Source organism: Serratia sp. CY38905 (assembly GCF_052168875.1).
GTDB classification, from domain to species: domain Bacteria; phylum Pseudomonadota; class Gammaproteobacteria; order Enterobacterales; family Enterobacteriaceae; genus Serratia; species Serratia sarumanii.
In genome coordinates, this window is the sequence record NZ_JBJNLV010000011.1 from 66,699 (window position 1) to 87,002 (window position 20,304).

General features: G+C 61.6%; 20 protein-coding genes. 7 read left to right on the forward strand and 13 right to left on the reverse strand.

Annotated features, from left to right (window positions below; translation table 11 throughout):
- Positions 1–30 precede the first annotated feature (30 nt).
- Together yigL and pldB are read right to left on the reverse strand one after the other, a co-directional pair.
- A complete protein-coding gene (yigL, locus tag ACJ8MK_RS20145; protein WP_033636660.1) occupies positions 31–828 on the reverse strand; it encodes a sugar/pyridoxal phosphate phosphatase YigL in 798 nt (265 codons plus the stop codon).
- A 4-nt stretch (positions 829–832) separates the two neighbouring features.
- A complete protein-coding gene (pldB, locus tag ACJ8MK_RS20150) occupies positions 833–1,876 on the reverse strand; it encodes a lysophospholipase L2 (RefSeq protein ID WP_442518010.1) in 1,044 nt (347 codons plus the stop codon).
- 148 nt (positions 1,877–2,024) lie between these two features.
- Between pldB and rhtB the strand changes: the two genes are divergently transcribed.
- Positions 2,025–2,645, forward strand: coding sequence for a homoserine/homoserine lactone efflux protein (gene rhtB, locus ACJ8MK_RS20155; RefSeq protein WP_004934282.1), 621 nt, complete (start codon positions 2,025–2,027; stop codon positions 2,643–2,645).
- Positions 2,646–2,692: 47 nt separating this feature from the next.
- Here the strand turns inward: rhtB and rhtC are convergent, their stop codons facing one another.
- From rhtC to pldA, 3 genes are read right to left on the reverse strand one after another with little or no spacing between them, the layout of a single operon-like run.
- The gene (gene rhtC, locus ACJ8MK_RS20160; RefSeq protein ID WP_016929486.1) at positions 2,693–3,313 is read right to left on the reverse strand and encodes a threonine export protein RhtC; all 621 of its coding nucleotides are present in this window, start codon (positions 3,311–3,313) and stop codon (positions 2,693–2,695) included.
- A gap of 12 nt (positions 3,314–3,325) precedes the next feature.
- Positions 3,326–5,158 (reverse strand): ATP-dependent DNA helicase RecQ, encoded by a 1,833-nt coding sequence (recQ, locus tag ACJ8MK_RS20165; RefSeq protein WP_442518011.1) that lies wholly within the window; start codon positions 5,156–5,158, stop codon positions 3,326–3,328.
- A 43-nt stretch (positions 5,159–5,201) separates the two neighbouring features.
- Positions 5,202–6,080 (reverse strand): phospholipase A, encoded by an 879-nt coding sequence (gene pldA / locus ACJ8MK_RS20170; RefSeq protein WP_039568129.1) that lies wholly within the window; start codon positions 6,078–6,080, stop codon positions 5,202–5,204.
- A gap of 203 nt (positions 6,081–6,283) precedes the next feature.
- On the opposite strand from pldA, the gene ACJ8MK_RS20175 reads away from it, so the two are divergent.
- On the forward strand, positions 6,284–6,754 hold the full coding sequence (locus ACJ8MK_RS20175; protein ID WP_033636656.1) for a thioesterase family protein: 471 nt from the start codon (positions 6,284–6,286) through the stop codon (positions 6,752–6,754).
- A gap of 65 nt (positions 6,755–6,819) precedes the next feature.
- Positions 6,820–7,707 carry an EamA family transporter RarD gene (rarD, locus tag ACJ8MK_RS20180; RefSeq protein ID WP_033636655.1) on the forward strand — a complete coding sequence of 296 codons (888 nt, stop codon included), beginning with the start codon at positions 6,820–6,822 and terminating at the stop codon, positions 7,705–7,707.
- 16 nt (positions 7,708–7,723) lie between these two features.
- Here rarD and corA read toward each other — a convergent pair whose 3' ends face one another.
- Complete coding sequence (corA, locus tag ACJ8MK_RS20185; protein WP_004934262.1) at positions 7,724–8,674, reverse strand: magnesium/cobalt transporter CorA; 951 nt, start codon at positions 8,672–8,674, stop codon at positions 7,724–7,726.
- Positions 8,675–9,119: 445 nt separating this feature from the next.
- Between corA and ACJ8MK_RS20190 the strand changes: the two genes are divergently transcribed.
- Entirely contained in the window at positions 9,120–9,593 is a 474-nt protein-coding gene (locus ACJ8MK_RS20190) for a WbuC family cupin fold metalloprotein (protein WP_197774364.1), read from the forward strand.
- A 46-nt stretch (positions 9,594–9,639) separates the two neighbouring features.
- Here the strand turns inward: ACJ8MK_RS20190 and uvrD are convergent, their stop codons facing one another.
- The 6 genes from uvrD to lptM form a co-directional block, all read right to left on the reverse strand.
- Positions 9,640–11,802, reverse strand: coding sequence for a DNA helicase II (gene uvrD, locus ACJ8MK_RS20195; RefSeq protein WP_033649640.1), 2,163 nt, complete (start codon positions 11,800–11,802; stop codon positions 9,640–9,642).
- A 78-nt stretch (positions 11,803–11,880) separates the two neighbouring features.
- A complete protein-coding gene (yigB, locus tag ACJ8MK_RS20200; RefSeq protein WP_033649639.1) occupies positions 11,881–12,597 on the reverse strand; it encodes a 5-amino-6-(5-phospho-D-ribitylamino)uracil phosphatase YigB in 717 nt (238 codons plus the stop codon).
- Entirely contained in the window at positions 12,597–13,508 is a 912-nt protein-coding gene (gene xerC, locus ACJ8MK_RS20205; RefSeq protein ID WP_103799294.1) for a tyrosine recombinase XerC, read from the reverse strand. Before xerC ends, yigB begins: the two co-directional genes overlap by 1 nt.
- On the reverse strand, positions 13,505–14,218 hold the full coding sequence (locus ACJ8MK_RS20210) for a DUF484 domain-containing protein (RefSeq protein ID WP_033636652.1): 714 nt from the start codon (positions 14,216–14,218) through the stop codon (positions 13,505–13,507). Before ACJ8MK_RS20210 ends, xerC begins: the two co-directional genes overlap by 4 nt.
- A complete protein-coding gene (gene dapF, locus ACJ8MK_RS20215) occupies positions 14,215–15,039 on the reverse strand; it encodes a diaminopimelate epimerase (protein ID WP_004934244.1) in 825 nt (274 codons plus the stop codon). The genes ACJ8MK_RS20210 and dapF overlap by 4 nt, the downstream gene beginning before the upstream one ends.
- Before the next feature lie 71 nt (positions 15,040–15,110).
- On the reverse strand, positions 15,111–15,317 hold the full coding sequence (lptM, locus tag ACJ8MK_RS20220) for an LPS translocon maturation chaperone LptM (RefSeq protein WP_004934241.1): 207 nt from the start codon (positions 15,315–15,317) through the stop codon (positions 15,111–15,113).
- Between the two features lie 78 nt (positions 15,318–15,395).
- Between lptM and cyaY the strand changes: the two genes are divergently transcribed.
- Positions 15,396–15,716 carry an iron donor protein CyaY gene (gene cyaY / locus ACJ8MK_RS20225; RefSeq protein ID WP_015376263.1) on the forward strand — a complete coding sequence of 107 codons (321 nt, stop codon included), beginning with the start codon at positions 15,396–15,398 and terminating at the stop codon, positions 15,714–15,716.
- Between the two features lie 36 nt (positions 15,717–15,752).
- Here cyaY and ACJ8MK_RS20230 read toward each other — a convergent pair whose 3' ends face one another.
- Entirely contained in the window at positions 15,753–18,305 is a 2,553-nt protein-coding gene (locus tag ACJ8MK_RS20230; RefSeq protein ID WP_019452546.1) for a class I adenylate cyclase, read from the reverse strand.
- 316 nt (positions 18,306–18,621) lie between these two features.
- Here ACJ8MK_RS20230 and hemC point away from each other — a divergent pair, with 316 nt between their 5' ends.
- Together hemC and hemD are read left to right on the forward strand one after the other, a co-directional pair.
- On the forward strand, positions 18,622–19,563 hold the full coding sequence (gene hemC, locus ACJ8MK_RS20235; RefSeq protein WP_103830170.1) for a hydroxymethylbilane synthase: 942 nt from the start codon (positions 18,622–18,624) through the stop codon (positions 19,561–19,563).
- Positions 19,560–20,300 (forward strand): uroporphyrinogen-III synthase, encoded by a 741-nt coding sequence (gene hemD / locus ACJ8MK_RS20240; RefSeq protein ID WP_049195197.1) that lies wholly within the window; start codon positions 19,560–19,562, stop codon positions 20,298–20,300. Before hemC ends, hemD begins: the two co-directional genes overlap by 4 nt.
- The last annotated feature ends 4 nt before the right edge of the window (positions 20,301–20,304 follow it).

Sequence of the window (20,304 nt, forward strand, 5' to 3'; positions counted from 1 at the left end):
TTGTTATTTCCGAGAAACGCCCGGGTTATGTCAGAGGAACATCTTGCGCAGGTAGTGCGGCACCGCGTTATCGACGTTGGAGCCGATCACTTCCAGCTCCGGCAACATATCCTTCAAGCGCTGATGCGCGTCGCGCATGATGCAGCCCTTGCCGGCCATCGACAGCATCTCCAGATCGTTCATGCCGTCGCCGAAGGCGATGCACTCTTGCAGCGTATAGCCGATGATCTTGGCCACTTCTTCCAGCGCATGCCCTTTCGACACGCCGCCCGCCATCACTTCCAGGCAGGTCGGGAACGAGAAGCTGACGTTGACCCGATCGCCCCAGCGCGCGTTGATGGCGTCTTCCACCTGCAGCAGCCGCTCGTGATCTTCGCAGGTGAAGTAAACCTTGCAGACGCCGTCGGTTTCCAGCAGGCCCGGTTCGAACAGCTGATATTTGAACACCGACTCCTGGAAGAATTCTTCCTGCTCCGGGCTTTCGCGGTTGGTAAACCAATCGTCGTTGCGGTAGACGTTGGTGGTGATCTCCGGATCGTCGTGCAGCATGCCGTACAGATCGCGGGCGATATCCTCGTCCAGGTTGTGGCTGAAAATCAGCTCGCCGGCGGTGTTGTGCACCCGCGCGCCGTTGGAGGTGATCATAAAGGCGCTGATCTCCAGGCTGTCGCGGATCTGCGCCACGTCGATATGGTGGCGGCCGGTGGCGAATACGAAATGCACGCCGCGCTGGGTCAGCAACTTCAGCGTTTCTTTGGCGTACGGCGACAGGGTATGGTCGGGAGACAGCAGCGTGCCATCTAAATCGGAAGCGACGACGTGATACATAGCGTTATGTTCTAACCTCTGATGGAGTTGTCGGCGGCAGCGCGCCGCCTAAGTGTTGAGCAAAGAAGCGCAGGATTGCGTTCAGTGCTTCGGCGCGCATCGCGTCCCGCTCGAACAGGATCTCATGGCGTGCGCCGTTGATAACCCACGGAAGCCGCCCTTCGCAAGGGCGCCCCGCGTCTGACAGAGCCTGACAAAAAGCCTGGTGCGAACGGTTGTCGACGACTCGTTCTTCACCGGCTTGCAAAAGCAACAGCGGCGTTGTGATCGCCCCGGCCCGAGCGATAATCTGCCGGCCGGCGCGGATGCTCTCCCTCACCCAATGGTAGGTCGGCCCGCCCACCTGCAGCTCGGGGTAATCGGCGTAATAGCGCAGGCTGCGCCGGTAGCGTTCGCGGCTGTGGGTCAACACGTTGACCACATACGGCAGCGGCCGCCACTGGCCGGTGCCCACCGCGTAATAGTCGCGGATCGCCGGGCGGCTCTCCGCCCAGTCGAGAATGCGGTCGGCCAGCCAATCCGGCATCGGCAACTGGATGCCGAACATCGGCGCGCAAAACGCCGCCGCGTCGAACGCCTGCGGCCGGCGCTGCAGGAACTGCGCCAGGATCGCGCCGCCCATCGAATGCGCCAGCGCGAAGCGCTGCCGATAACCGCGCGATTCGACCTCGCGCTGCCAAAGCTGCTCGAAATCGTCCACGTAGTCGGCGAAGTTTACCACATGACCGCGGTGCGTATCCGCCAGTAAACGGCCGGAGCGCCCCTGGCCGCGATGATCGACGATCACCACGTCGTAACCGCAGTGGAACAGATCGTAGGCCACCTCGGGGTATTTCACGTAGCTTTCGATGCGGCCGGGGCTGACCACCACCACCCGCTGATGTCGCGCGGAGCGAAAACGTACAAAGCGGATCGGCACGCCGTCCACGCCGCTGAACTCGCCCTCTTCCCGCAGCCGCCAGAAGTCCAGCAGCGGCCCGGTGGCGAAGGCAGCGAACTGCGTTTCACGCGTTAACCAGTCATCGGAGCTGAGAGTGAACGAGGTCATCGAGAGCGTTTTCCCTGTGGGGCCGGCGGAAAATGTGACCGCTGGCACAAGAAATCATACTAGCGTATTGTGATTCAATTCTGACAAAAAACGGCGCCGCCTCGGCGCATTGTGGCACAAAACGACACTTTCAGGGAGCCGAAGAACCATGACCTTGGACTGGTGGTTAACCTATCTGCTGACCACGCTTATCCTCAGCCTGTCCCCCGGCTCAGGCGCCATCAACACCATGAGCACCGGCATCAGCCACGGCTATCGCGGCGCCGCCGCGTCGATCGCCGGGCTACAGGTCGGGCTGAGCGCGCACATCGTGCTGGTAGGCATCGGCCTCGGTGCGCTGATTTCTCAATCGCTGCTGGCGTTCGAGCTGCTGAAATGGCTGGGCGCCGCCTACCTGGTGTGGCTCGGCATCCAGCAATGGCGCGCCGCCGGGGCGCTGGATCTGCATGCGCTGGCGGGCAGCATGCCGCGCCGCCGTCTGTTCCGCCGCGCGGTGCTGGTCAACCTGACCAACCCGAAAAGCATCGTGTTCCTCGCCGCGCTGTTCCCGCAGTTCATTTTGCCCAATCAGCCGCAGGCCGAGCAGTATCTGGTGCTCGGCGTCACCACCGTGGTGGTGGATATTCTGGTGATGATCGGTTACGCCACCCTGGCGACGCGCATCGCCGGCTGGCTGAGAACGCCGCGCCAAATGCAGCTGCTCAACCGGCTGTTCGGCTCGCTGTTCATTCTGGTGGCGGGGCTGCTGGCGACCGCCCGCAAGGCCTGAAAAAAAGGCCGGGCATCGCTGCTCGGCCTTGGGCATGTCACTGCCGGTCAGCGGGTAAAGATCAGGTGTAACCCGAAGCCGGTGAACAGCACGCCCGCCACCCCGTCGATCCACTTGGCCAACCGCTGGTAGCCGCGGCGCATCGCCGGCAGCGCGAACACCACCGCCACCAGGCTGAACCAGACGAAGGTCTCGGCGACGATCAGCAGGAACAGTCCCCAGCGTGCCCCGGCGCCGACGCTGTCGCCGACGAACAGCGAGAACACGCTGCCGAAATAGATCACCGCCTTCGGGTTGGACAGATTGGTCAGGAAGCCGCGAATAAAGCTGCGCCCGGCCTTCGGCAACGCTACTTGGGCCTCCGCCGCCGGCTGCGCTTGCTGCGCCCGCGCGGAACGCAGCAATTGCCACCCCATCCAGCACAGGTAAATGCCGCCGCCGACCATGATTATCTGATGCAGCCAGGCCATCTTCTGCAGGATCAGATGCAGCCCCATCAACGCCACGCCGGCCCATACCACGATGCCGAGAGAAATGCCGACCACGCCCATCATCGCCTCGCGGCGCGAGCGGCTGGCGGCGGTTTGCGACACGAAAAAGAAGTCCGGCCCCGGGCTCATCAGCGCAATCAGATGCACCAGCGCCACGGTGAGAAACAGCATCAGCATGATTTATTGCCCTCAGTCTTCATCATTGTCGAGATGGTCGCGGATCATCGCCATAAAGGGCGCGCCGAAACGCTCCAGTTTGCGCTGGCCGACGCCGTTGACGCTCAGCAGATCGCCGGCCTTGATCGGCATCTGTTCGGCCATTTCCAGCAGCGTGGCGTCGTTGAACACCACGTAGGGCGGAATGTTTTCTTCATCGGCGATCGATTTGCGCAGTTTGCGCAGCTTGGCGAACAGCTTGCGATCGTAATTGCCGCCGTAGGATTTTTGGTTGGCGCTGCCGCGCGACTTCAGGCTCTGGATACGCGGCACCGCCAGCTGCAGCGCCACTTCGCCGCGCAACACCGGGCGCGCCGCCTCGGTCAATTGCAGCGCCGAGTGCATGGCGATGTTCTGGGTGATAAAGCCCAGGTGGATCAGCTGGCGCAGCACGCTGGTCCAGTGTTCGGTGGTTTGATCGCGGCCGATGCCGTACACCGGCAGCTTATCGTGGCCGTATTCGCGAATGCGCTGGTTGTTGGAGCCGCGCAGCACTTCCACGATGTACCCCAGGCCGAAGCGCTGGCCGACGCGGTACACGCAGGACAGCGCCTTGCGCGCATCCTCCAGCCCGTCATAGCGCTTGGGCGGATCGAGGCAGATATCGCAGTTGCCGCAGTTCTCGTGCTTGCCTTCGCCGAAGTAGTTGAGCAGCACCAGGCGGCGGCAGGTTTGCGCCTCGGCGAACGCGCCCATGGCGTTCAGCTTGTGGCGCTCGATGTCCAACTGCTGCCCGGCGGGTTTTTCCTCCAGACAGCGGCGCAGCCAGGCCATGTCGGCCGGATCGTACAGCAGGATGGCTTCGGCCGGCAGGCCGTCGCGCCCGGCGCGGCCGGTCTCCTGATAATAGGATTCGATATTGCGCGGGATGTCGAAATGCACCACGAAGCGCACGTTGGGTTTGTTGATGCCCATGCCGAAGGCGACGGTGGCCACCACCACCTGCAGATCGTCACGCTGGAACGCTTCCTGCACCTGCGCGCGGCGATCGTTGTCCAGCCCGGCGTGGTAGGCGCCGACGCTCAGCCCGCGGCTCTGCAGACGCGCGGCGGTGTCTTCCACCTTGGCGCGGCTGTTGCAATAGATAATGCCGCTCTTGCCGCGCTGATCCTGCACGAAGCGCCACAGCTGATCGAGCGGCTTGAATTTTTCCACCAGCGTGTAGCGGATGTTCGGCCGGTCAAAGCTGCTAACCTGTACCAGCGGATCCTGCAACGACAGCAGGCGCACGATATCGCCGCGGGTGGACTCGTCGGCGGTGGCGGTCAGCGCCATCACCGGCATCGACGGGAAGCGCTGTTTCAGCTGACCCAGCGCGCGATATTCCGGCCGGAAGTCATGGCCCCACTGCGAAATACAGTGCGCCTCATCCACCGCCAGCATCGCCGGCGGGCAGTGGTCGAGCAGGTTGAGGAAGCTTTCCATCATCAGCCGTTCCGGCGCGATGTACAGCATCTTGATGGTGCCGTTGCGGCAGCCGGCCATGACGTCCAGCTGCTCCTCGCGGGTTTGCGTCGAGTTGTAGCAGGCGGCGGAAACGCCGTAGGCCAACAGTTGGTCGACCTGGTCCTTCATCAGCGAGATCAGCGGGGAAACCACCAGGGTCAGGCCGTCCATCACCAGCGCCGGGATTTGGTAACACAGCGACTTGCCGCCGCCGGTCGGCATCACCACCAGGCAATCCTGCCCGCCGATCGCGGCGTTGATAATCGTTTGTTGGCCCGGACGGAATTGCTGGTAGCCGAAGGTATCGCGCAATACCTGCTCGGCCAGCAACTCTCTGTTAATCACTGCTGCGGTTGACACACACTTCCCCATTTTTTCATCGGTACACACCCACCGGGTATGATTACATAATATCGTTCAGCATGACACCAACGCCCACCCGTGTCTGCCGGAAGTTATAGTCGATCAGCGATTCGCCGTAGCCGCTGAACACCTGGGTATAGAATCGCACGTTGCGGGTGATCGGATAGCTCCAGCCCAGTTCCGCGCCGCCGTAACCGCTGTTCCAGTTGTAGTGGCTGTCGACGCTGAACACGCTGTCGCCCCAGGCGTAACCGACCTTCAGCCGGTAGTATCCCATGTATTTGGTGATGTCCGGGTTGTCGTCGTTGCTCGAGCTCTCCGAGAAGCGGAACCAGGGCTTGAGATCCACCTGCCAGTTGCCGTTTTGCGCCATCAGCCGCGCATAGCCGCGATTCCAGCTGCGCGACGTCGGGTCCGAGCGGCCGTTGGATTGATGGTTAACGCCGATTTCAACATCGCGCAGCGTCCAACCGGCAAAGCGGTAATCGGTCGCCCACCCCACGAACAGCTGCGGCTCGTAGTTGGTCTCGCGGAACGGCGAAGACTCGCCGCGGTTGGACAATTGCCACCAGGAGCGCTGAGTATAAGACGCGCCGAGCACCGAGTTGTCGCCGGCAATGCCCCGCCACAGCGGAAACGCCAGGCTAAGCTGGTATTTCACCTCGTCCTTGCGCGCCTTGTCGGCCCAGTTGTATGTCTTGATGGCCTCTTGGTTGATATCGCTGGTGTCGGTGTACAGCAGATAATTGGGATCGTAAGGGTACAGCGTGAACGGATTATCGTGCTCCTGCAGCAGGTTGGCGATAATGCTGCCGCGCACCGCCGGCTTATCGTGAATCTGCTGCTCTTTGGCTTCCGCAGCCAATGCCAGCGCCGGCATCAGCAGCGTGGCGGAAACGATCCCTGACAAAATGCGCATAACCTCTCCTCACTCCAACGAAAAAGGGCAATCCCGGAAAAAATCAGGCCATTTTACACACAAAGGAGGCTTTACCGCAGCGCAGGCCGGTTTTATTGGAATAGTCTGGAAAGCAACAAAGGTTAAGCATAAAATCAACATTCCATTAACCTGGACTGACCAGTTAGCTCCCTTAAAACGCAAAAGAAAAACGGAAACCCGCTATGTCGACCACACCACTGACCCTGGAAGCCGCCCGCCGCAAGATCGGCGAAATCTTTGTCTACCACATGCCGTTCAACCGCGAGCTTGGCCTGGAGCTGCGCCGCTTCGACGATGATTACGTCGAGCTGAGCTTCACCAACCAGCGCAAGCTGGTGGGCAACGCCGCACAGGAAATTCTGCACGGCGGCGTGATCGCCGCGGTGCTCGACGTCGCCGCCGGGCTGGCCTGCGCCGGCGGGGTGCTGACGCGCATGGAGCCGCTGATCGAAGAAGAGATCGCCGCCAAACTGTCGCGTATGGGCACCATCGATCTGCGCGTCGACTACCTGCGCCCCGGCCGCGGCGAACACTTCGTCGCCTCCGCCAGCGTGCTGCGCAGCGGCAATAAGGTCGCCGTCGCGCGCGTAGAACTGCATAACCACGACGGCCTGCATATCGCGACCGCGACCGCCACCTATCTGGTCGGCTGATGATTGTGTGCGGTGGGCGTCTTCAGTACACTCACCGCATCTTACGTTCCCCACCGAGTGACGTCATGGACGCAAAGCAAACGCGTCAGGGCATTTTCTTCGCCCTGGCCGCCTATTTTATGTGGGGCATCGCCCCGGCCTATTTCAAACTGATTCAGCAAGTATCCGCGGACGAGATCCTTACCCACCGGATCATCTGGTCGTTTTTCTTCATGCTGGCGCTGATCACGCTGGGCCGCAACTGGCCGAAAGTGCGCGCCGCCTGCCAAAATCGCAAACGGCTGCTGCTGCTGGCGGTCACCGCGCTGTTGATCGGCGGCAACTGGCTGCTGTTCATCTGGGCGGTGAACAACCACCATATGCTGGAAGCCAGCCTGGGTTACTTCATCAACCCGCTGGTTAACGTGCTGTTGGGGATGCTGTTTCTCGGCGAGCGCTTTCGCCGCATGCAGTGGGTGGCGGTGGCGCTGGCGTTCACCGGGGTGCTGGTGCAGCTCTGGCAGTTCGGTTCGTTGCCGATCATCGGTCTGGGGCTGGCGTTCAGCTTCGCCTTCTACGGCCTGCTGCGCAAGAAAATCGCCATCGACGCCCAGACCGGCATGCTGATCGAAACGCTGTGGCTGCTGCCGGTGGCGGCGGCCTATCTGTTCCTGTTCGCCGACAGCCCCACCAGCCACCTGAGCGCCAACCCGTGGTCGCTGAACCTGCTGCTGGTCGCCGCCGGCATCGTCACCACCGTGCCGCTGCTGTGCTTCACCGCGGCGGCCACCCGGCTGCGCCTGTCGACGCTCGGTTTCTTCCAGTATCTCGGCCCGACGCTGATGTTCCTGCTGGCGATCACCTTCTACGGCGAAACCGTCGGCCAGGACAAACTGGTGACCTTCGGCTTTATCTGGGCGGCGCTGATCCTGTTCACCCTCGACGCGCTCTACACCCAGCGCAAGCTGCGCTGAGCCCGGCGCCGCCGGGTTACAGCCAGTTCTTGCGCTTGAAGTACAGGTAAGGAGCCAGACCGGCCAGGATCATCAAGGTGATGGCGCCCGGGTAGCCGAACGACCATTTCAGCTCCGGCATGAATTCGAAGTTCATGCCGTAGCTGGAGGCCACCAGCGTCGGCGGCAGGAACACCACCGACACCACCGAGAAGATCTTGATGATGCGGTTCTGTTCGATGTTGATGAAGCCCATCGCCGCCTGCATCAGGAAGTTCACCTTCTGGAACAGCGATTCGTTGTGCGGCAGCAGGGATTCGATGTCGCGCAGCACTTCACGCGCCTGCTCCAGCTGGCCGGTCGGCAAACGCGCCTTGCGCACCAGGAAGTTGAGCGCGCGCTGGGTATCCATCAGACACAAACGCACCTTCCAGCCGATATCTTCCAGCTCCGCCAGCGTCGATAGCGCGGCGTCGTATTCATCGCCCTGATGCCCTTCCATGATCACCCGGCTGAGCTGTTCCAGATCGCTGTAGATGTTCTCTATCTCGTCCGCCAGCTGTTCAATCTTGGTTTCGAACAGATCCAGCAGCAGTTCGTAGGCGTTGCCTTCGAGCATGGTCTGGTTGCGGGCGCGCATGCGGTACAGGCGAAACGCCGGCAATTCACGCTCGCGCAGGGTATACAGACGCCCGTCGCGGATGGTGAACGCCACCGTGGAGTTGCCGGCGTGATCTTCCGCATCTTCAAAGTAGAAGAAGGAGTGGATATGCAGACCGTCTTCATCTTCGAAGAAACGGGCGGAGGCTTCGATGTCGTCCAGTTCGGGACGCGTCGCCAGGCTTTGTCCCAGCTCATTCTGCACGCGCTCACGCTCGCCCTCTTCCGGCTCGACCAGATCAACCCACAGCGATGACGTGAGATCATCCGAGTCGTCCAGCTCCAGACGGGACAAGCGGCGGTTATCTAATTTAAAAGCGCTCAGCATGTGCCAAAACTCCGTGAAGGTAACGGGTGCGGACAACGCGTTGAAGCACAGAAACAGAGGGGATGCGTATCACCGATTTGTTTCAGACCATGAAGAGATCTGACTCATAGCGACGCTTTGCGGGGTCGCCGACAACCACGAAGGCTATCAGCAAAAACGGAGAGCCTTAGAAGTTATACCTGCGGCGCAGGTCAGTGAGCCAGTATCTACTGGGTGTGTCCAAGGCGTCTGTCCTCAATGATAATAGTGCGCGCATGTTACGCCGAGAAGAAAAAGCCTGTCAACACGTTAGGCGGGATAATTGCGCAACAAATCATCACGATGTTCAATGGCAAAAATGGCGCCTAAACCGTACTGAAAAAGTCGCGGCGATCGCTTACCGCCACCAAGAATGTTGCTAAGATGACATCACCCTAATGGTACGACAAGCATGCGGATTTAAACGATGAAACAGATTACCGCCCATGAACTGACCGCGATGAGCGAACAGGCCGCCAGCGTGCCCCGCCTGCGCGCGCACCGCACCTTACACGAAGAGTTGAGCGACCCGGTGCAACGCCTGGCGATCGCCATGGAACCCGGCACCTATATCCGCCCGCACCGTCACCCGCAAACCTGGGAACTGCTGACGCCGCTGCGCGGCCGTTTTGTCGTGCTGCAGTTCAACGATGACGGCGTCGTGACGCAGCGCACCCTGCTCGGCGAAGAAACCAAAGTGCTGGAGATGCCGGCATTTACCTGGCATGCGGTGTTGTCGGTCGATGCCGGCGGCGTGGTGTTCGAAGTAAAGCAGGGCCCGTATCAGGCGTTGACCGAAGAGGACTGCATGACGTGGGCGCCGCAGGAAGGCGGTGAAGGCACCGAAGCGGTGATGCGCTGGTATGCCACCGCGCAGGTCGGCGATCGCTACCCTCACTGATCCTGAACGATTGCAGGGGCTGCCCCCTGCAACGCGCCCCTCTCTTTTATACCGTTTCCAGGCGAGCGTAGGCCGCCACCAGCCACTTGATGCCCTCGCCCGGGAAGGCGATCTGCAGCCGGCTGTGCTCGCCGCTGCCCTCCAGATTGACGATGGTGCCTTCGCCAAACTTGGGATGGCGCACGCGCTGGCCCAGCTTGTAGCCGGTATCGTTCTCGCTGATCGGCGTGCCCATGCGGCGGTGATTGACCGGGCGCGATACGCTGGCGCGCAGGCGCACTTCTTCCACGCACTCTTCCGGCAGTTCGCCGATAAAGCGCGACGGCCGGTGGTAAACCTCTTTGCCATACAGACGGCGCGTTTCGGCATAGGTCAGCGTCAGCTTCTGCATGGCGCGCGTTACGCCCACATAGGCCAGGCGGCGCTCCTCCTCCAGACGGCCGCCTTCATCCAGCGACATCTGGCTCGGGAACATGCCCTCTTCCATCCCGACGATAAACACCAGCGGGAACTCCAGCCCCTTGGCCGAGTGCAGGGTCATCAGCTGCACCGCGTCCTGATAGGCGTCGGCCTGGCCTTCGCCCGCTTCCAGCGCCGCATGCGACAGGAACGCCTGCAGCGGCATCAGATCCTGATCTTCGTCCTGATAGCTGAACTGGCGCGTCGCCGTCACCAATTCCTCAAGGTTTTCGATGCGCGCCTGCCCCTTTTCGCCTTTCTCCTGCTCATACATGATGAACAGCCCGGAATCGCGGATCACCCGGTCGGTCTGCACGTGCAGCGGCATGTCGGCGGTTTCGTGCGCCAGCGACTCCACCAGTTCGATAAAGCGCTGCAGCGCCGACGCAGCGCGGCCGGCCAACACCTTGTCCTGCATCAGCTCACGCGTCGCCTGCCACAGCGTCAGCTGGCGATCGCGCGCCGCCTGGCGCACCACGTCGAGGGTGCGATCGCCGATGCCGCGCGTCGGGGTGTTGACCACGCGCTCGAAGGCTGCGTCGTCGTTGCGGTTGGAAATGAGGCGCAGGTAAGCCAGCGCATCCTTGATTTCCTGGCGTTCGAAGAAGCGCTGGCCGCCGTAGATGCGGTACGGCATCGCCGTCTGCAGCAGCGCCTCTTCCAGCACGCGCGACTGGGCGTTGCTGCGGTACAGGATGGCGCAGTCGTTCAGCGCACCGCCGTTGTCCTGCCAGGTCTTGATGCGGTTGACCACGAAGCGCGCTTCGTCGAGTTCGTTGAAGGCGCAGTAGATGGAGATCGGTTCGCCTTCGCCGCCTTCGGTCCACAGGTTTTTGCCCATGCGCCCGTCGTTGTTGGCGATCAGGGTGTTGGCCGCTTTCAGGATGTTGCTGGTGGAACGGTAGTTCTGCTCCAGGCGGATGGTTTCCGCGCCGGGGAAATCTTTCAGGAAGCGCTGGATGTTTTCCACCTGCGCGCCGCGCCAGCCATAGATCGACTGGTCATCGTCGCCGACGATCATCACGTTGCTGTTGCCGCCCGCCAGCAGGCGGATCCAGGCGTACTGGATACTGTTGGTATCCTGGAATTCGTCCACCAGCACGTTGGTGAAACGTTCGCGGTAGTGGTTGAGGATATGCGGCTTGTTCAGCCACAGCTCGTGCGCGCGCAGCAGCAGCTCGGCGAAATCCACCAGCCCCGCGCGATCGCAGGCTTCCTGATAGGCCTGGTAGATGCGCAGCCAGGTGGCCTCTACCGGGTTGTTGTAGGTCTCGACGTGCTGCGGGCGCAGGCCCTCGTCTTTCTTGCCGTTGATGTACCACATCGCCTGACGCGGCGGCCACTGCTTCTCGTCGACGTTCAGCGCCTTGATGATGCGCTTGAGCAGCCGCAGCTGGTCGTCGCTGTCGAGGATCTGGAAATCCTGCGGCAGGTTGGCTTCCAGGTGGTGGGCACGCAACAGACGGTGCGCCAGGCCGTGGAAGGTACCGATCCACATGCCGCCCTGGCTGGTGCCGATCAGATGTTCGATACGGTGGCGCATTTCCGCCGCCGCCTTGTTGGTGAAGGTCACCGCCATGATCGAATACGGCGAGCAGTTCTCCACCGACAGCAGCCAGGCGATGCGATGCACCAGCACCCGCGTCTTGCCGCTGCCCGCTCCGGCCAGAACCAACAGGTTGCTGCGCGGCGCCGCCACGGCTTCACGTTGTTTTTCATTCAGGCTGTCGAGCAGATCGGAGACGTCCATAGGCACCACTAATGGTTAAGGGAAAACCCGCCGCTGACGGGTTTTTCACTGGAAATTTATACAGAGTTCTGGCAGGGATTATAACAATGCTGTCAGCGATGCCAACTGCGAAATCTCAATATGCGGCAGCAGGCGGCTGTCGGCGGCCTGCATCAGGCAGCGTTGCCGATCGTTGATCCAACAGGCCTGCAGCCCCGCGCGCAGCGCGCCGGCGACGTCGGTGGTCAGATCGTCGCCCACGTGCAGGATCTGCTCGGGCGCCACGCCCAGCCGCTCGACGGCCAGGTGATACATGTCCTGATACGGCTTGGCGCGCCCGTCCGGCCCGGAGCGCAACACGAACTGGAAATAACCGTCCAGGCCGCACTGCGCCGGATCGGCGTTGCCGTTGGTGATCGCCACCAGCGGGTAGCGCGCGGCCAGCGCCTTCAGCGTGGCGTGGGTCGCTTGCGGCACCTCGATGCGGCTGCGCCACAGCGCGAAGTTTTGCATCGCCGCATCGGCCCCAATCGCCGCGTCGGCATCGCGCAGCCCCTGCCGGCTCAGCGCCAGATGAATGGCGCGCCAGCGCCACTGGGTGACGTCGTGGTAAATCTCCGGATCCTGCTCGCGCAGCTCCTGGCGCAGGCGGTGGAAATCCGCCGACTGGAAGCTGTTCAGACCGGGATGGTAGCTCTGCAGGAAGGCCACCGACTGTTGTTCGGTTTGCCGGATCACCGGGCGATTGTCATACAGCGTGTCGTCCAGATCGAAAGTCAGCGCCGCCAGCGGGCGCAGCGGGCGATAAAAATGCATCAGGATTTCCCCCGTTTGGCGCGCGGATGCGCGGCATCGTACACGTTCGCCAGATGTTGAAAGTCGAGGTGGGTATAAATTTGCGTGGTGGTCAGGTTGGCGTGGCCGAGCAGCTCCTGCACCGCGCGCAGATCGCCGCTCGACTCCAGCATGTGAGTGGCGAAGGAGTGACGCAGCTTGTGCGGGTGAATATGGCTGTTGACGCCCTGTTTCACGCCCCATTCGGCGAAGCGCTTTTGCACGTTGCGCGTCGAGATGCGCCGCCCCTGATTGGACAGGAACATCGCGTCATCGTCCGGCCCGAACAGATCGCGCATGGCCAACCAGTGTTCCAGCCAGGTGACGGCGGTGCGCCCGATCGGCAATTTGCGCTCTTTGCTGCCTTTCCCCATCACCCACACCTCGCCGGCCGCCATATCGACATGGCGGCAATCCAGCCCCACCAGTTCGGAGAGGCGCAGACCGGCGCCGTACATCACCTCCAGCATGGCGCGATCGCGCACCGCCAGCGGATCGTTGAGATCGATCTCCAGCAGCTGGTTCATTTCATCGACGTCGATGTTTTTCGGCAGATGGCGGCCGCTGCGCGGCGTGCGGATGCCTTTGGCGGGGTTGGCGTGCAATACGCCCTGGCTGACCAGCCAGTCGAGGAAACTGCGCAACGAAGAGAGCCGCAGCGCCAGGCTGGCGGACTGCAGGCCGGCGCGTTTGCTGCGCGCCGCCAGCATGCGCACCCGGGCGGCATCCAGCGCCGTCCAGTCGGTGACGCCGATCTCCTGCGCCAGGCGCATCAGCGCCGCCAGCTGGCGCGAATAGCTAAGCTGCGTCAGCGGGCTGAGTTGCCGTTCTACCTTGAGATAACGCAGAAAAGCGTCCACCGGCTGCTGCAGGCTGGGCGCAATCGGCGTCATGCGCGTTCGACCCAGCGTTCCAGCAGCGCCGGCAGCATGCGCGCCAGTTGATTGAGCATCACCGTGCCCATGCCCTGCTGATAATGTTGCGTATCGCGGCTGCTGAAGATCACCATGCCCAGTTCGCCATCGTCGCCCAGCATCGACAGCGCCACCGAGCCAATCTGGCCAATCTGTTTGGCCTGCGGCAACAGCAGCAGCAGTTCGGGGCCGTTCAGGCCGCCGAGGTAATGTTGTTCGCTGCCCAGCCGCTGAATGCGAAACGGCTCGAACGCCGAACGCGTCAGCGCCAGGTGGGTAAAGTCGGAAGGCGCGCCGATCTTCCAGCGCTCGGCGAACAGGCGCACCGTGGCGCCGGCCAAACCAAAACCGCGCGCCCAGCGCTGCAGCCGGTTGAGCATGTCCTGCAGGCTGTCGGCGGTGGCCAGATCGGCCTGCAGGTGCAACAACCGGGCGAACAGCCCTTCGTTGGCGCTGGCCTGCTCCATCAACAGCGTGATCTCTTCTTCCAGCCGCTCGATGTGATTGCGCTGGCGGGCCAGATGCCATTCCACCAGCGAAACGGTGCCGCGCACCGGGTGAGGCACGCGCATCTGCTCAACCTGGCGCGCGTTGCGAATAAAGAAATCCGGGTTCTGCAGCAGGTACTGCATCACGGTGTCGTCATCCAGCGCCAGGCCGGCGACGCTCTGTTCTTCTACGCTTTTCATAGATGAATAAATCCGTCATAGACATGGGTTGCCGGGCCGGTCATAAACAGCGGGTTGCCCGGCCCTTTCCAGCGAATATGCAGGCTGCCGCCCGGCAGTTCTACATGCACCTCTTCTGACAGCAATTCCTGTTGGATCCCCACCGCCACCGCCGCACAGGCGCCGCTGCCGCAGGCCTGCGTTTCGCCGGCGCCGCGCTCGTAAACGCGCAGCTTGATGTGATCGCGGCTGACCACCTGCATAAAACCGATGTTGGCCCGTTCCGGGAAGCGCTCATGCCCTTCCAGCACCGGCCCGAGCAGCTCCACCTTGGCGGTTTTTACATCGTCCACCTGCAAAACACAATGCGGGTTGCCCATCGACACCACGCCGCACAGCACGGTGTGTTCCGCCGCGCGCATGATGTAGGTCTTTTCAGCCTTGGCGGCGCGGAACGGCACCGCCTGCGGATCGAAATTAGGCTCGCCCATGTTGACGCACACCAGATCGTCGTCGGTGACGCTGAGCACCATGCGCCCGGTTTGGGTGCTGACGCGGATGTCGCGTTTGTTGGTCAGCCCTTTCAGCCGCACAAAGCGCGCGAAGCAGCGCGCGCCGTTGCCGCACTGCGCCACTTCGCTGCCGTCGGCGTTGAAAATTCGGTAGTGAAAATCCAGCTCGGGATCGTAAGGCGGTTCTACCACCAGCATCTGGTCAAAGCCGACGCCCAGGTGCCGATCGGCCAGCCGGCGGATCAGCTCAGGTGAAAAATAGACATTCTGTGTAACGGCATCGACCACCATAAAGTCGTTGCCCAGACCGTGCATTTTGGAGAACTGCATATCATACTCCGCTATCTGGACGCGCTATCCGTCTTGATTTTACGGCGGCGCTCGCCACCGTAAACAGGGTGTTACTGGTCGACCATCGACGGTTTTTGCTGAGAGCCAGACTGCTCCTGCTGGTTCTTTTGCACCTGATCGCCCGTTTGCACCGGCGGCTTGGCCGGTTTTTGGCTGGCGGGGTCGGCAGGCGGGAAGTAAAGCGGGCCTTTCAGACCACAGCCGGCGAGGCCGGTAACCAGAACGGCCATCAGCGCATAGCGTAGTTGTTTTTTCATTTGCATTAATGCCTGTAATTCATGCGTCCAAGGTCTCTATAATCGCAGGTGGATCATGAAAAGCAATAGGAATTGAATATGAACGACAGCGAGTTTCACCAGTTGGCCGACCAGCTGATGCTGAATATTGAAGAGACACTGGACGATTTTGACGGCGATGCGGACATCGATTACGAAACCAATGGCGGCGTAATGACGCTGAGCTTCGAAAACGGCACCAAAATCGTCATCAACCGCCAGGAGCCGCTGCACCAGGTGTGGCTCGCCACCAAGGCCGGCGGCTACCACTTCAACTACCGCGACGGCGTTTGGCTATGCGATCGCAGCGGGCAGCCGTTTTACCAGCTGCTCAGCGAAGCGGCCAGCGCGCAGGCCGGCGAGGAATTGCGTTTTTCCTGAGGCTAAGCAGGGCTCGGCAACCGAGCCCTTGCGGCGTCAATGCAGCTGGAACTGCTGTTTCAGCGGCTGCGCGGCGCCATCGGCCACCGTCACGCACAGGCTGGACAGCACGTTGCTGCGGAACGGGATCACCTGCGTGCGCCCGTCGAGCTGCACGATCTGATAGAACTGCGGCAGGTTGAAGTTGATGAAGCTGGAGCCGTAGGTGAAGCGATCGTGCGACGAGGAATAGAAGCGGCTGACGTCGCGCACCAGCTCCTCTTTACTGCCCTCGCAGTGGTGATACACCTCCACCCGATTCGACTCGTCCAGAATATAGATGTTGAAGCCCTTGTCGTCTGAGGTGTCTTCGAAGAAGAACTGGATGATCCCCTCGCTGGCGAAGCCATCCACCACCGGCGGCAAATGCACCTGATCGGTTTCCACCTTGATAGACAGGCCGTGCAGCTTGTTGTTGGAGATGGCGCCGTAAAACTCCACCGCGTTCTCCAGCTTTTGCACCGACACGCTCAGGCGCTCGAAGAACAGCCCCCAGGTCTGCCCGGCGACGCGCACCGCCTTGAAGCGGCCGGGCTCCAGGCGGGTGCTGGACAGGCGCAGCTCGATGCACTCCGACACCAGCTGCTGGATACGGGTGCGGATCAGGCCGCGCAGGTGCTGGCTGTAGCAGAACACTTCCACCGACTCCGGCGGCGCGGCGTCCTGGTGCATTTTGCCGAGAATGGTTTTCAGCGCTTCCAGCACCGACTGCTCGCCGCTGAAATGCAGGGTGCGCACTTCATTCCAGGAGTTGCGGTACAGCAGATCGATGCTGCCTACCAGGCACTGCTGCTGCTGGCCGAAGCTGAACACGTCCAGCTTGCGGAAATCGAAATGCACCACCTGATTGCGGAAGGCGGCGGTCGGATCGTTTTCCAGGTTGACGATGATCGCCAGATGGCGAATTTCGCACGGGCTGTACAGCGCTTTCGGCGTCGGCGCCGGCAGGCGCAGCGGGAAGTGATGGGAAACGTCGGCCACCAGCTCCTGCAGCTTGGCGGTGTCGCACAGGTTGCCGCTCTTGATGTGCAGGCGGGTCTGCGGCGTCAGCAGGCCGTTGAAATAGGCCCAGGCCACCAGCTTGTTCAGGTAGCGGTTATATTCCAGCGGCTGATGGCTGACAATAGAATCCATAGCCGGCGCCTGATTATACAGGTACCAGCCGGTGCGGTTGGCGCGGCCAACCGGCACGTGAATAAAGGTTAAGTCGTTTTCCGACAGGTCCGGCGAAATCTGCGGGTTCACCAGCGTCACCTTGCCGGGCAGCGCTTCGAACGCCGCGTACAGTTTGCGGGTCAGCACGCCGATATCCTGCGGGCTGGCGCTGACGCTGAGGTTGTTGCGGCGGGCGAAACGGATCAGGTTGCGGTAGCTCTGCATCATCGCGTCGAGCAGCTCGTTATGCGCTTCGCGCACCCGTTCGATTTTCCAGTTGGCGCGGTTGTCCAGCATCGCCAGACGCTCTTCGCTCCAGCCCCATTCGCTGACCAGCTGGCTGAGGATCTCGCGCCGCCAGCCGACGCAGGCCTTGGCCAGCGACAGCTTTTCACACACTTTCAGGTAGAAACAGCGGCGGGCCAGATCGAGGCGGGTGGTGTCGTTGATGTCGGTCAGGTAGCGGGTGACGCGCTCGAGCATCATGCAGTAGGCGTCGAGCCCGAAGCTGACGATCTCGCCCTGATGCAGGCGATGTTTGATGTCCGTCGCCAGCAGTTGGGTATTGGGATATTCCCAGGAATAGGCTTCCAGCAGCAGGGTCTTCAGCACCGCCTTGTAAGGCGAATCGATGCTCTTGTACAGCTGCCACAGGCTGGCGCCGAAGTACTCTTCCGCCGACAGCGAACTCAGGCCGCCGAGATCCAGCCACTCGTTCGGCGTCAGCGCGCCCTGCGCGTACAGCGACAGCACGTATTCATCGTAGTGCGCTTCTTCTTCGCCCGGCACCATGTTCCACAGGATGCGCTTGCCGGCCAGGCGCACCGCGGTGCGGTAGAATTCGTCGAGCAACAGGATATGCTGCGTCGAGCCACAGTCTTCGCCGCCCAGGCTGCCGCTTTCATTATGGCGGAAGCGGTTTTCGTCGATCAGGAAAAAGCTGACTTCCACCCCCATCGAGGCGGCCCACTTCTCAAGCAGGCTGCATTTTTGCTGCAGGCGGGTGCGTTCTTCGTTGTCCAGCCAGGACTGGTGGCAGACCCAGATGTCGAGATCCGAGCTGCAGCTTTGGCCGATAGACGAGGTACTGCCCATCGAATAGACGCCGGTGATCGGCAGCTCACCGCTGGCCGGTTTGTCAAACGGGCTGCCCCATTTGTCTTCTAAATCGTTCAGGTAATCTTGTTGAGTTTCATCAGGCGTGTAGAGGCAAATGCCGTGGGGAACGTTACCGTTCAGGTAACCCGGCATCAGCGGGTGATGGTGGTGCAGTAAGGTGGGCAGCAGACTGTATACCCGTTGAAACGCGGGCTTCATAGCCGCCAGGGCGCGATCGACGCGTAGCTGATTGATCGCATCCAGTCTCTGCTTCAATGTCTCGATGTAGAGGTACAAGACGTCTCGCCTGATTATCCCGGTGTTTAGAAAAAAACCCGTATTCCATAAGCGCCGTTAGTGTAAGAAGAATATTTGGCGACTTATTGCTGGAAACGTGATCAATTTAACACCTTGCTGATTGACCGTAAAGGAGGTAACGCTTCACAATTATTGTAGCGCTTCCCTAAACGATTTACCCGCAGTGTTAACTGCCCCAAAGCACATCACACGTCCCTTTGATTCCGTTGTCCTTTTTCCGCCTCCGGCTTCTTGCACTGACAGTATTGGCTCTCAGTGGTAGGATGGATGGCGAAATATAAAAACGGTAACAAGCATGTTAGACAAAATTATTCGAATTGCCACCCGACAAAGCCCGCTTGCACTCTGGCAAGCACATTATGTGCAGCAACGTCTGATAGCCTGCCATCCCGGCCTGCAGGTCGAGTTGGTGCCGATGGTGACGCGCGGCGACGTTATTCTGGATACGCCGCTGGCGAAAGTCGGCGGTAAGGGCCTGTTTGTTAAAGAACTCGAGCTGGCGCTGCTGGAAGGCCGCGCCGACATCGCCGTGCACTCGATGAAAGACGTGCCGGTCGATTTCCCCGCCGGCCTGGGTTTGACCACCATTTGCGAACGCGAAGATCCGCGCGACGCTTTTGTTTCCAACCGTTTCGCCTCGCTCGATCAACTGCCGCAGGGCAGCGTGGTCGGCACTTCCAGCCTGCGCCGCCAGTGCCAGCTGCGTGAACGCCGCCCGGATCTGATCGTGCGCGACCTGCGCGGCAACGTCGGCACTCGCCTGGCCAAGTTGGACAACGGCGACTATGACGCAATTATTCTGGCGGTGGCCGGCCTGAAACGCCTGGGGCTGGAGCAACGCATCCGCAGCCCGCTGAGCGCCGAAGAGTGCCTGCCGGCGGTCGGCCAGGGTGCGGTCGGCATTGAATGCCGTCTCGACGACAGCGTCACCCGCGCGCTGCTGGCGCCGCTGAACCATGCGGCCACCGAAACACGCGTGCGCGCCGAACGGGCGATGAACACCCGTCTGGAAGGCGGCTGCCAGGTGCCGATCGGCAGCTATGCCGAACTGGATGGCGACAGCCTGTGGCTGCGTGCCTTGGTCGGCGCGCCGGACGGCAGCCAGATGGTGCGCGGCGAGCGCCGCGGCCCGGCCGCCGAGGCCGAACGGATGGGCGTTGAGCTGGCGGAAGAGCTGCTGGCGCGCGGCGCGCGCGAGATCCTGCGCGAAGTTTATCAGGGAAATCCGCCGGCATGACGATCCTGGTAACCCGCCCATCGCCTTCGGGAGAGCGGTTAGTGAGCCGGCTGCGCGCACTCGGCCGGGTTGCCTATCATGCACCGCTGATCGACTTCGCCCCCGGCGGCGATCTGCCGCAGCTGCCGCAGGCGTTGCAGCAGTTGAACGCCGGCGATCTGGTATTCGTGCTGTCGCAGCATTCGGTGAACTATGCCGATTCGGTCATCGGCCGCGCTGGGCTGAGCTGGCCCGCGCACCTGACTTATTACGCCATCGGCCGCACCACCGGGCTGGCGCTGCACCGCATCAGCAGTTTACCGGTAGAATACCCGCGTGAACGCGAGATCAGCGAAACGCTGCTGCTGCTGCCGGCGCTGCAAAAGCTGGCGGGCAAACGCGCGCTGATTTTGCGCGGCAACGGCGGCCGCGAGTTGCTGGGCACGACGCTGAGCGAGCGCGGCGCCGACGTCAGCTATTATGAATGCTATCAACGCAGCCCGGTGCACTACGACGGCAGCGAGCAGAGCGCCCACTGGCAGCGCGCCGGTGTGGATACGCTGGTGGTGACCAGCGGTGAAATGTTACAACAGCTCTATACTTTAGTTCCTGATTACTATCGTTCTTCATGGCTGCTGCGTTGCCGCCTGGTAGTAGTGAGCGAACGCCTGGCTACCCTCGCCCGGGATTTGGGCTGGCGTACGATTCGGGTAGCTGACAACGCCGATAATGACGCGCTGATCCGCGCGCTACAATAATCTG